This window comes from Pseudomonas sp. A, assembly GCF_056270345.1.
This window is the reverse complement of record NZ_CM149873.1, coordinates 4,607,501-4,618,690: the sequence shown is the minus strand read 5'-3', so window position 1 is coordinate 4,618,690 and position 11,190 is coordinate 4,607,501. Positions and strand designations below refer to the sequence as shown.

At 64.3% G+C, this 11,190-nt stretch carries 11 protein-coding genes and 1 rRNA gene (1 of these 12 running past the window's edge); 5 read left to right on the top strand and 7 right to left on the bottom strand.

Annotated elements, in window-relative coordinates; translation table 11 throughout:
• Window positions 1-165 precede the first annotated feature (165 nt).
• Window positions 166-1,110 carry a DMT family transporter gene (locus AC0MAZ_RS20685; RefSeq protein WP_203651932.1) on the bottom strand — a complete coding sequence of 315 codons (945 nt, stop codon included), beginning with the start codon at window positions 1,108-1,110 and terminating at the stop codon, window positions 166-168.
• An 84-nt stretch (window positions 1,111-1,194) separates the two neighbouring features.
• Here AC0MAZ_RS20685 and AC0MAZ_RS20680 point away from each other — a divergent pair, with 84 nt between their 5' ends.
• Complete coding sequence (locus AC0MAZ_RS20680; RefSeq protein ID WP_254464475.1) at window positions 1,195-1,758, top strand: helix-turn-helix domain-containing protein; 564 nt, start codon at window positions 1,195-1,197, stop codon at window positions 1,756-1,758.
• Window positions 1,759-1,762: 4 nt separating this feature from the next.
• On the opposite strand, the gene AC0MAZ_RS20675 is transcribed toward AC0MAZ_RS20680, so the two are convergent.
• Window positions 1,763-2,311, bottom strand: a complete 549-nt coding sequence (locus AC0MAZ_RS20675; protein ID WP_475858990.1) for a cysteine hydrolase family protein — start codon at window positions 2,309-2,311, stop codon at window positions 1,763-1,765.
• An 82-nt stretch (window positions 2,312-2,393) separates the two neighbouring features.
• Here AC0MAZ_RS20675 and AC0MAZ_RS20670 point away from each other — a divergent pair, with 82 nt between their 5' ends.
• Window positions 2,394-3,371 carry a GlxA family transcriptional regulator gene (locus AC0MAZ_RS20670; RefSeq protein WP_475858989.1) on the top strand — a complete coding sequence of 326 codons (978 nt, stop codon included), beginning with the start codon at window positions 2,394-2,396 and terminating at the stop codon, window positions 3,369-3,371.
• Here the strand turns inward: AC0MAZ_RS20670 and soxR are convergent.
• Window positions 3,338-3,826 carry a redox-sensitive transcriptional activator SoxR gene (gene soxR / locus AC0MAZ_RS20665; RefSeq protein WP_232856325.1) on the bottom strand — a complete coding sequence of 163 codons (489 nt, stop codon included), beginning with the start codon at window positions 3,824-3,826 and terminating at the stop codon, window positions 3,338-3,340. The two genes, AC0MAZ_RS20670 and soxR, sit on opposite strands and share 34 nt — an antisense overlap.
• Before the next feature lie 88 nt (window positions 3,827-3,914).
• Between soxR and AC0MAZ_RS20660 the strand changes: the two genes are divergently transcribed.
• A complete protein-coding gene (locus tag AC0MAZ_RS20660; RefSeq protein WP_203651937.1) occupies window positions 3,915-4,295 on the top strand; it encodes an antibiotic biosynthesis monooxygenase in 381 nt (126 codons plus the stop codon).
• On the opposite strand, the gene AC0MAZ_RS20655 is transcribed toward AC0MAZ_RS20660, so the two are convergent.
• Together AC0MAZ_RS20655 and AC0MAZ_RS20650 are read right to left on the bottom strand one after the other, a co-directional pair.
• Entirely contained in the window at window positions 4,274-5,044 is a 771-nt protein-coding gene (locus AC0MAZ_RS20655; RefSeq protein WP_203651938.1) for an alpha/beta hydrolase family protein, read from the bottom strand. The genes AC0MAZ_RS20660 and AC0MAZ_RS20655 overlap by 22 nt on opposite strands.
• Window positions 5,028-6,140: a DUF3182 family protein gene (locus AC0MAZ_RS20650; protein WP_475858987.1), complete on the bottom strand. Its 1,113-nt coding sequence runs from the start codon at window positions 6,138-6,140 to the stop codon at window positions 5,028-5,030. The genes AC0MAZ_RS20655 and AC0MAZ_RS20650 overlap by 17 nt, the downstream gene beginning before the upstream one ends.
• Window positions 6,141-6,335: 195 nt before the next feature.
• Here AC0MAZ_RS20650 and AC0MAZ_RS20645 point away from each other — a divergent pair, with 195 nt between their 5' ends.
• A complete protein-coding gene (locus tag AC0MAZ_RS20645; RefSeq protein WP_232856323.1) occupies window positions 6,336-8,138 on the top strand; it encodes an aminopeptidase P family protein in 1,803 nt (600 codons plus the stop codon).
• Between the two features lie 48 nt (window positions 8,139-8,186).
• Here AC0MAZ_RS20645 and AC0MAZ_RS20640 read toward each other — a convergent pair whose 3' ends face one another.
• Together AC0MAZ_RS20640 and rhtA are read right to left on the bottom strand one after the other, a co-directional pair.
• On the bottom strand, window positions 8,187-8,468 hold the full coding sequence (locus AC0MAZ_RS20640) for a hypothetical protein (protein ID WP_186714886.1): 282 nt from the start codon (window positions 8,466-8,468) through the stop codon (window positions 8,187-8,189).
• Between the two features lie 185 nt (window positions 8,469-8,653).
• Entirely contained in the window at window positions 8,654-9,541 is an 888-nt protein-coding gene (rhtA, locus tag AC0MAZ_RS20635) for a threonine/homoserine exporter RhtA (protein ID WP_475858985.1), read from the bottom strand.
• Between the two features lie 979 nt (window positions 9,542-10,520).
• Between rhtA and AC0MAZ_RS20630 the strand changes: the two genes are divergently transcribed.
• Window positions 10,521-11,190 (top strand): 16S ribosomal RNA (locus AC0MAZ_RS20630) (it continues 867 nt past the right edge of the window).

Genomic DNA, 11,190 nt, shown 5'->3' with positions numbered 1-11,190 from the left:
GCGGCTGATCGTGTGCCCGTGGGGTTGTGCGTTCCCTGTGTAGGAGCGGCCTTGTGCCGCGAAAGGGCCGCATGGCGGCCCCGGGGATTCAGTGTTCAACCGCCGGGGCTGCTTTGCAGCCCTTTCGCGGCGCAAGGCCGCTCCTACACAGGGTGGTTGCCTTGCCTACAATCCCGCCTCGCGCTCGCGCGCCTCATCATCCTGCAAGGCGCTGGCCTCATCCTGGCGTCGGATCTTCAGCTCGCTCACCACCACTGCCAGCACGATCAGCAGCCCGCCGATCAGCGCCACGCCCGGCAGGCGCTCGCCGGCGATACGCCCGACGATACCGGCCCACACCGGCTCGCCAGCGTAGATCAGGGTAGCGCGGGTCGGCGAAACCGACTGCTGCGCCCAGTTCATCGCCACCTGGATCACCGCGCTCATGGCCCCCAGGCCCACCGCGCTTGCCAGCAGCAGCCAGGAAAAACCGGGCAGTTGCTCCTGGGTCGGCACGATCATCAGGAACGACAGCGCCGAGGCGGTGGCCAGTTGCACCACGGTGACCCGGCGCACATCGACCTTGCCGGCGTAGCGGCTGATCAGGATGATTTCGCCGGCAATCGCCACGGCGCTGACCAGGGTCACCAGTTCGCCTTCGCTGAAGTGCAGCGCGCCGCCCTCGGGGCCGGCCAGCAGCATCAGGCCGACGAAGGCCAGGCCGATGCCCAGGCTCGGCATCAGGCCCGGGCGCCGGCCCAGCACCAGCCATTGCAGCAGCGGCACGAAGGGCACGTAGAGCGCGGTGATGAATGCCGACTGGCTGCTGCTGATGGTCTGCAGGCCCATGGTCTGCAAGCCGTAGCCAAGCATGATCGACACGCCGATGAGCACGCCGGCCTTGAGCTCGGTGAAGGTCAGCCCCGACAGCGAACGGGCCGACACCAGGCCGACGAACAGCGCGGCGGCGGCAAAGCGCAGGCCGACGAAGAACATCGGCCCGCTGACGGTCATGACGTTGTGCACGATCAGGAAGGTGCCGCCCCAGAGCATGGTGATGAACACCAGCACCAGTTCGGCCTTGCTCAGGCGCAAGCTGACGGTGGGTTTGCGGGTGGGGGCCTGGCTCATGGTCTTGCGCACTCGGAAGGGGCGGCGCACAATTCGCCGCAAAGTGGGCAGTATACTGCGCATCCCCTACCAGTGAGCAATATAGTGCACAAAGATTCCGAGCACCGGGCATCGGTGCTGCAGCATGTCAGCCAGAACGTTCGTCGCCTGCGTGGCGACGCCGGCCTGAGCCAGGCCGTCCTGGCCGAGCGTTCCGGGGTCAGCCGGCGGATGCTGGTGGCCATCGAGGCCGGCGAGAAGAATGTCAGCCTCACCACCCTGGACCTGATCGCCGAAGCGCTGGGGGTGGCGTTCAGCACCCTGATCCAGGCGCCGGACCGGCGAGACCCCAGTCGCATCGAAGAGCTGGCCTGGGCAGGTGTGCACCCTGCCAGCCGCGCCGTGCTGCTCGGCAGCAGCCCGGCGCGCCGCGAGGTCGAGTTGTGGGAGTGGACCCTGGCCCCGGGCGAGTGCTACGCCAGTGAAGCCGACGCCGCCGGCTGGAGCGAGCAGATCTATGTGAGCGAAGGCCGCTTGACCCTGATCATAGAAGAAGGAGAGCGGCAACTGGGCAAGGGCGAGTTCTTCGTCTTCCCCAGCGACTGCCGCTACGCCTACCGCAACGATGGCCAGGAGCCGGTGCGTTTCGTGCGTAACGTGGTGATCTGAGCCCTCAAACGGCCAGCAGCTCGTCGGTACTGGCGACCCTTGCATAGGCGAACGCCAGCGCGGCCATTGCCGAGGCGTGCACATCGGCCGCCGCCACCCGCTTGCCGTCGAACTCCAACGCCAATGTTGCGCAGGCATCGTGGGCCACGCTGACTTCATAGCCGAAGTCGGCGGCGGCGCGGGTCGCGGCATCGATGCACATGTGGCTCATGCTGCCGGCGATAGTCAGTGCCTTGATGTCGTGCTGGTCGAGCAGCGCCTTCAGCTGGGTGTCGCGGAAGCTGTTGACCTTGTGCTTGAGCACCACCGTCTCGCCGGCCGCCAGCGCGACCTTGGGATGGATCTGCGCGCCGACCGACCCTGGCACGAAGAAGGGCGCGTCGGCACTTTCGAACTCATGGCGCACATGCACCACCAGGTCGCCCCGCTCGCGGGCCGCGGCCAGCAACCGGGCGGCGTTGTCGGCCGCCGCCTCGGCGCCGTCCAGGGTCCATTTGCCACCGGGGAAGTAGTCGTTCTGGATATCGATGATGATCAGGGCGCGCTTGCTCATGGTGCCTCCTGCGGCAGTAGTGATGAACTGCCGATAGTTATAGGCTTGGGCGACCCGATCGAGGATAGGCGCGAGCGACACAATGACGGCAAAAACTGACAGCCTGGAAATCGGCGTGCTGATCTATCCCGGCGCGCAGAGCGCGGCGGTGCACGGCCTGACCGACCTGTTCGCGGTGGCCAACCGGGTCGCCGCGCAGCTGGGCGCCCATGATCTGCCAGTACTGCGAGTGACCCATTGGCAGCTCGATGGAGCGGGTCAGTTGCAGGTGGTGCATGACAGCCAGCCGGCGAACGGCCATGCGCTGCGGGCGCTGATGATTCCGCCGAGCCTGGCGGCGACCCCTTCGGCCGAGGTGTTGCAGGCCCATCGCGCCGCGCTCTGCCAGGTGCACGGCCAGGGCACCGTGCTGGCTTCGGTGTGCATCGGTGTGTTCCTGGTGGCCGGCAGCGGCCTGCTGGATGGTCGGGCGGCCTGCACCCACTGGAACTATGCCCAGGCCCTTACCGAACGCTTTCCCAGGGTGCGGGTACAGGGCAGCCAGCCGCTGCTCGACGACGGCGACATCGTCACCTCCGCCGGGCTGATGGCCTGGACCGACCTCGGCCTGCACCTGATCGAGCGCTTCCTCGGCCACACCCTGGCCCGCGAGACGGCCCGCTATCTTGCGGTCGAGCCCTCGCCGGCGCCGTTGCCCGGCGCCCTGTTCCAGCCGCGCCTGGACCATGGTGACGAGGCGGTGCTGAAGGTGCAGCACTGGTTGCAGGCAGAGGAGGCCCGGGATGCCAGCCTGGCCGACATGGCCGGTTGCGCGGGCCTCGAGCCGCGCACCTTCCTGCGTCGCTTTCGCGCCGCCACCGGCCTGCGTCCCACCGAATACGCGCAGCAGGTGCGGGTCGGCCGGGCCTGCCGCTTGCTGGAGTTCACCCGGCGCAGCGTCGACCAGATCGCCTGGGGCGTCGGCTATCAGGACCCCAGCGCCTTTCGCAAGGTGTTCCAGCGCCTGACCGGGATGACCCCCAGCGATTACCGTCGGCGTTTCGCGGTCATCAGCGGCTGAGTTTCGCTGGTGGTTGGGTGCGGCCCCGGGCCTTCATCGGCGAGGCGGTCGTGATGGTTGCGCAGCGGGCATTCCTTCAACGACATGCAGCCACAGCCGATGCAGCCGTCGAGCTGATCGCGCAGCATCACCAGCTCGTCGATGCGCCGGCTCAGGTCGTCGCGCCAGCGCGCCGAGAGGCGCTGCCAGTCGTCGGCGGTAGGGGTGTGATCGCAGGGCAGGGCCTCCAGGGCGCTGGCGATGTCGGCCAGGGCGATGCCCAGGCGTTGGGCCATCTTGATCACCGCCACCCGGCGCAGCATGGCCCGTGGATAGCGGCGCTGGTTGCCGGCGTTGCGAGTGCTGTGGATCAGTCCCTTGGTCTCGTAGAAGTGCAGGGCGGTCACGGCCACGCCGCTGCGCGCGGCCAGCTGGCCGACGCTGAGCAGGCGCTCCTGGGCGGAAGGGGGCTTCATCGGCAATAAAATCCTTGACCTTGAGTTAGCTGGAGGTTTTACCCTCCACGACCATCTGCTGCAAGAGCCCGAAACGAGGAGATGCGTCATGGCGGCCAACACCCATTCCCTGTGGTTCACCCAGATGATCGAGTACGACGTGCCACCGTTGCGCCAGGACGCCCTGGCCGAGGCCCTGGTGGTGCGCAGCGAGCACCTCGCGCAACGCTGCGATGGTCTGCTGAGCGTCAGCATCCAGGTCAGCGACGACGGTCGTCGGGTGCTCCAGCACCTGCGCTGGCAATCGCGCCAGGCCTGGGTCGCCGCCGCCGGCTGCTTCATCGAGGAGCCGTTCCTCGACCTGCTGGGCGAGCACCAGGCCCGCGGGGTGAACTTCGCCGCGTACCAGACGCTGCGCAGCCTGGTGCGTGGCGCCGATGGCGGCCTGCATTGTCAGCTGGGTAGCACTCAGGCATACCAGGGCGCGTAGTGCGGGTAGCGGTCCAGGCGCGCGCCGATGACCATCTCGCTGATCCACGCCGTGAGTATGGCGCTGTAGGCTTTCTGGCTTTCCTCGCTGGACAGCGCGTGGTCGGCGCCGTCGACCAGGCGGTGGGTCATCGAGTGGGCGCCGACGAAGGCCGAGCGGTAGCTCATCAGCGTGCTGTGCGGCACATAGTCGTCCTGTTCGGATTCCACCAGCAGCACGTCGCCGGCGAATTCGGCGCAGGCGGCCAAGGCGCGGTTGTCGGCCGGCCCGAGGTCACGCAGGCGGTAGGCGTTGAGCCGCTGGCGGTCGAGGGCCTGCTTGGGCGCCTCCCATTCATCGTCCCAATAGAGGGCCGGTACCCTCAACGCCAGCCATTTGACTGGCCGGTGACGGGTGAGCAGGGTCGCCAGGTAGCCGCCATAGCTGCTGCCGATCACGGCGATGGCGCCGGGATCGACCGACGGGTGGCTGGCCAACCGGTCGTAGGCGGCCAGCAGGTCGGCCAGGTTCTGCTCGCGGGTGACGGTCAGGCGCTGGCTCTCGGTCTTTTCATGTCCGCGCAGGTCGAAGGTCATGCACACGCAGCCGAGCCCGGTGATCTGCCGGGCACGGGCCAGGTCGCGTTGCTGGCTGCCGCCCCAGCCATGGACGAAGAGGATCCCCGGCATGCGGCTGCCCGGGCTGACCAGGGTGCCGACGATGCTGTCACCCTCGACGTGCAGTTCCACGGTTTCACTCTCGATGGTCATGGTCGCGTATCCGTGCATATTTGCTGAGTTGTCCAAGTTCACTGTCATGGCCCTGGTAGAACAGGGTGGCGTCGGCGGGCAGTTGCGCGTCGCCGAATACCTCGTGAGTCGAGGCGCGTAGCCGTTGCAGCGCCGGATCGGCGGCGAAGGCCTGCAGCGCAAGGACCTCGGCGGGGCTGGCACCGCCCAGGCGCCAGGACTGTTCAAGCACGCCGCTGCGCAGATGGCCGTGATGGTCCTGGCCGCGGGCTATGTCGTAGTTGCGACGTGAGGCGATGAAGCCCGGGAAGTAGCGTTCGGCGGCCTCTTCGTAGGTCATGGCCTGGTTGATGGCCAGGCGCAGGTGGTCCTCGAGCGGCAGTTGCAGCAGTTGCTGGTAGTCGCCGCGCACGATCACCAGGTCGGAGCCACCATACACCTCGGTGCCCGCATGATCGCGGGTGAGGTGCTGGGTGCCGTGATAGCTCAAGGTTAGCCCGGCCACGCGTACCTGCCCTACGCTGAAGGTCTCGACCTCGTCGAGGTCTTCTTCCAGTACCAATCCCCACAAGCTCAGTTGTTGTTCATCCATCGCCTCCAGCAGCGGCTCCAGGGCCAGCCTGTCGATGATCACCTCCTGGCCCCGGCCGGCGCAGGCCAGTACCGGCTTGATCCTTACCGGCCCATCGCGCAGCAGCAGTTCGGCGGCGCGGCGGGCGTCGGCCCTGGAGAACACGGTATAGCCGCGCAGCAGGGCGTCGCTGGCATGCTGGGCAAAGGCATCGGTCCAGCCGCGCGGAAAGCTGGCGTCGGCCGGCAGCGGGTGGGAGATGGCTTTGGTGGCCATGTGCGGATGGCTGACCATGCCACCGAACAGATCCTGTTCGTCGTGAATGCCCAGCGCTGCGTGACGCTCCTGATCGACCAGGGTCTGGGTCGGTACATAGTAGTAGCCGGTCGCATCGGATTGCGTGGGCGAAGGCTCGACCCGCTCGACATCCAGCAGACGCGCCAGGTGATCGGCGATCTTCAGGTGGACTGCGCGTTCATGCTCGGGTGTGTGCTCGCGGGTGTCGAGCAGCACGACGGCGCTTTTCGGTTCGCGTGAGTGGGGCATGCTCGGCCTCGCGTACGCACGGTATGTAAGGGTTGTGAAGGCCCGCAGCCGGTTTAGTTCAGGAGGATGGATCGACGGTCGTCAGGGCAGTTGGGGCAATGCATGCCTTGTTACGGTCGTGGAGATTGCGGGCGCCAGCCGGCTGTTCCATTATCAACGCCCTGGACCCGTCGACACCTATCCGCAGGAGTGCGCATGAACAGTCAGTCCCCCCTTCACGAATCCGTCCCGGCGCGTCTTGCCCGCGTGCGCGAGGTCATGACCCGGGAGGGCGTGGATGCCCTGCTGGTGCCTTCGGCCGACCCGCACCTGTCCGAGTATCTGCCGGGCTATTGGCAAGGTCGGCAGTGGCTGTCCGGGTTCCTTGGTTCGGTGGGGACGCTGGTGGTGACGGCGGACTTTGCCGGGCTGTGGGCTGACAGTCGTTACTGGGAACAGGCGGACAAGGAACTGGCCGGCAGCGGCATCGAGTTGATGAAACTGCGCCCCGGGGAGCCCGGGGCGCTGGAGTGGCTGGGTGCGCAAGTGTCCGGCACCGTCGCGGTGGACGGCGCGGTCATGGCCCTGGCCTCGGCGCGGCAACTGGGCGAGCGTCTGCAGGCGCGTGGCGCGACATTGCGCACGGATCTCGACTTGCTGGACCAGGTGTGGGGGGGGCGCCCCTCGCTGCCGGGCAATCCGGTGTACCAGCACCTGCCACCCCATGCCACGGTCAACCGTGCGCAAAAGCTCGCCGAGTTGCGCAGCACACTGCGGGAGAAGGGCGCCGACTGGCATTTCATCGCCACCCTCGACGACATCGCCTGGCTGTTCAACCTGCGGGGTAGCGATGTCTCCTACAACCCCGTGTTCGTTTCCTTCGCCCTGGTCAGCCAGGACAAGGCGTTCCTGTTTGTCGGGCGTGACAAGGTCGATAGCCACCTGCGCCAGGTACTGGCGGCCGATGGTATCGAGGTTCGCGACTACGTTGGGGTCAATGACGCGCTGGCCGCGATTCCGGCTGCGGCGAGTCTGCTGGTAGATCCGGCGCGGGTCACCCGTGGCCTGCTGGACAACCTGCACGAGCAGGTGCGGCTGGTCGAGAGCATCAACCCGACTACCCTGAGCAAGTCGCGCAAGGGGGAGGGGGACCTCGTCCATATTCGCCAGGCCATGGAGCAGGATGGCGCGGCGCTGTGCGAGTTCTTCGCCTGGTTCGAGGCGAACCAGGGGCAGGAGCGGATCACCGAGCTGACCATCGACGAGCAACTGAGCGCGGCCCGGGCCCGTCGTCCTGGTTATGTGTCGTTGAGCTTTTCGACCATTGCCGCGTACAACGCTAATGGCGCGATGCCACATTACCGAGCTACGGACGAGTCTCATGCCGTGATCGAGGGTAATGGCCTATTGTTGATCGACTCCGGGGGACAGTACCTGGGGGGCACTACGGACATTACCCGTATGGTGCCGATCGGTGAGCCTAGCCAGGCACAGAAGGCCGACTGCTCGCGGGTGCTCAAGGGCATGATCGCGTTGTCGCGCGCGCGATTCCCGCGAGGCATTCTTTCGCCGTTGCTGGATGCCATCGCGCGGGCACCGATCTGGGCGGATCAGGTCGATTACGGTCATGGCACCGGTCATGGTGTCGGCTACTTCATGAATGTGCACGAAGGCCCGCAAGTGATTGCCTACCAAGCTGCGCCGGCGCCGCAGACAGCGATGCAGCCGGGCATGATCAGTTCGATCGAGCCGGGGACCTACCGGTCGGGCGAATGGGGCGTGCGCATCGAGAACCTGGTGGTCAACCGCCAGGCGGGTAGCAGCGAGTTCGGTGAGTTCCTTGAGTTCGAAACGCTGACCCTGTGCCCGATCGATACGCGCTGCCTGCTCGTCGAGAAGCTCGGTAGCGAGGACATTGCCTGGTTGAATCGCTATCACCAGACGGTGCGCGAACGGCTGGCCCCGTTGCTGGCTGGGGACGCGTTGGCATGGTTGGAGCAGCGTACTGCGCCGATCTGAAACAGGCGGGCCTGAAAGCGAAAGGGCAGCCCTTGGCTGCCCTTTTCGTTATTTGCAGATCACGATCATGCTGCGGCTGGTGTAACCGGCGGGGTTGATACCGAATACATAGTCGCCAGGCTCTTCGTCGGTGTCGCCGGAGCGGGCGATGACCTTGTAGCCCTTGCTGCTGCAGGCGCTGGCGGCTTTGCTATAACACTTGTCCCACGACGAGGAGAGCCCCGAGCAGTTGATGTGCAGGCCCTTCTTCCCCCGTTTCACCTCGGTGTTGGCTGTCGCGGCGCATCCCGCGATGGCCAGGATGCCCAGAATGAGCAAAATACGTTTCATTCCTGTCCTTATCGGCCCGACTGCTTTAACGGACCTGTCGTTTGCGCTTTGCCTCTTCCCTGATGATCCCCGGCGTCCATGTGCCGCCCAGTAGATAGCGTCAAGATGATGATTGGGTGACAGCTTAATCAGCCAGGCCGGGTGGTACAAGGTTGCAGGTCAGCTAAATGCAAATATTTCTCAAATCAGTCGACGGCAACGGGCGGTGCTGTGTCCCGTTTCATGGATAGGGTCGCCCCCACCGACGCGGTGATGATGGCAAGAATCGCCAGCCATTGCCAAAGGGTGAGTTTCTCACCCAGGAAGAGTAGGCCGGACAACGCGCCAAAGGCCGGTTCGATACTCATCAGCGTGCCGAAGGTACGGGCGGGCATGCGGGTCAGGGCGACCATTTCCAGGCTGTAGGGGAGGGCTGTCGACAGAATGGCCACGCCCAGGGCCACTGGCAGGAGCGCGGGTGTCAGCAGGGCACTGCCGGCGTGGACGATACCGATGGGGGCGACGAACAGCGCGGCGATCACAACGCCCAGGGCTGCGGTCTGGATGCCGTTCTCGGCACCGGCTTTCTGTCCATAGAGGATGTACAGCGCCCAGCACACGCCTGCCCCCAGGGCATAGGCGGCACCGACCGGGTCCAGCCCGCCACCGGTCTGGCCGACAGGAATCAGCAGCAGCAGGCCGGCGACCGCCAGGGCGATCCACAGGAAGTCCAGCGCCCGTCGCGAGGCCCATAGCGCCACGGCCAGTGGGCCAGTGAACTCGAGGGCGACGGCGATACCCAGTGGCACACTGCGCAAAGACATATAGAAGAGGAAGTTCATGCCGCCCAGGGCCATGCCGTAGATGATCACACTGCGCAGGGTGCTGGCGTCCAGGCGTGCGCGCCAGGGGCGTAGTAGCAGAAGCATGATGACGCTGGCGAAGATAAGGCGCAGGGCAGTGGTGCCCTGGGCGCCGACGATGGGGAACATGCTCTTGGCCAGTGATGCCCCGGACTGGATGGAGGCCATGGCGATCAGCAGCAGACCGATGGGGAACAGCGTGGCGGTCAGGCTGCGGTTTGGGGTGTTCATGGGGGGTTCCGATTATTGTGCGCGCTAGGGTGCGCAATATAGTGCGCAACGGGAGGGTGGGTTGGCAAGGTTGGGATAGGGTTGGTGGGTGGTGTGAGGGCTGGGAGGTGCCTGCCTTGGGGTTGTGTTGTGTTTCAGAGGTGTCCGCCGAAGATTCTCTGGCGCCTATGAGATCGAGCGCCGCCCGCGCGGCGCATCGCGGCACAAGGCCGCTCCTACATCTGTTTCGGGCCAATTGTTCCTGGGAGTGAGGCGGCGCCTGCCTTGGTGCATGCCTCAAGTCGTGCGGAGCGGCAGTGGTGCCCACGCCGAAACCGCGTCGGACCAACAAGGCTGGCAACCATGGCCTGACAGGTTCGGTACGTTGCAACAAATGTAGGAGCGGCCTTGTGCCGCGATGCGCCGCGCGGGCGGCGCTCGATCTGATAGGCGCTGCAAGGCTTTCGGCGAACACCTGGCAGCCCTGACACGGTCTTTTCCCCCGATATTCCAATTTGATGAAATTAACGGTTGACGCCCTCTCAGATCCCCTTATAATGCGCCCCACTTCCAGCGACATCGGAACGAAAAACTCCTTGAATATCAAAGAGTTGATTGTTGAAGAGGGTGGTGGAGGTGCTTCGATCATCTGATCGGCAGCGGTGAAAAAGGCAGTTGACAGCAAGTTGTAACGCTGTATGATTCGCCTCCCGCTACGAGAGATCGCAGCGAGTCAAGTGTTTGAAGTGAAACGAAAAACTTCAAAATAAACGCTTGACACGAAATGAGGAAAGCGTAGAATGCGCGCCTCGGTTGAGACGAAAAGCTCTTAACCAAACGCTCTTTAACAAATTGAATCAAGCAATTCGTGTGGGTGCTTGTGAGTATGGACTGATAGTCGCCAAGATTATCAGCATCACAAGTGGCCATGCGAGAAATCACATAGTCATTTGAGATTGCTGAGCCAAGTTTAGGGTTTCTTAAAAACCCAAGCAGTATTGAACTGAAGAGTTTGATCATGGCTCAGATTGAACGCTGGCGGCAGGCCTAACACATGCAAGTCGAGCGGATGATGGGAGCTTGCTCCTTGATTCAGCGGCGGACGGGTGAGTAATGCCTAGGAATCTGCCTGGTAGTGGGGGACAACGTTTCGAAAGGAACGCTAATACCGCATACGTCCTACGGGAGAAAGCAGGGGACCTTCGGGCCTTGCGCTATCAGATGAGCCTAGGTCGGATTAGCTAGTAGGTGAGGTAATGGCTCACCTAGGCGACGATCCGTAACTGGTCTGAGAGGATGATCAGTCACACTGGAACTGAGACACGGTCCAGACTCCTACGGGAGGCAGCAGTGGGGAATATTGGACAATGGGCGAAAGCCTGATCCAGCCATGCCGCGTGTGTGAAGAAGGTCTTCGGATTGTAAAGCACTTTAAGTTGGGAGGAAGGGTTGTACGTTAATACCGTGCAATTTTGACGTTACCGACAGAATAAGCACCGGCTAACTCTGTGCCAGCAGCCGCGGTAATACAGAGGGTGCAAGCGTTAATCGGAATTACTGGGCGTAAAGCGCGCGTAGGTGGTTTGTTAAGTTGGATGTGAAAGCCCCGGGCTCAACCTGGGAACTGCATCCAAAACTGGCAAGCTAGAGTACGGTAGAGGGTGGTGGAA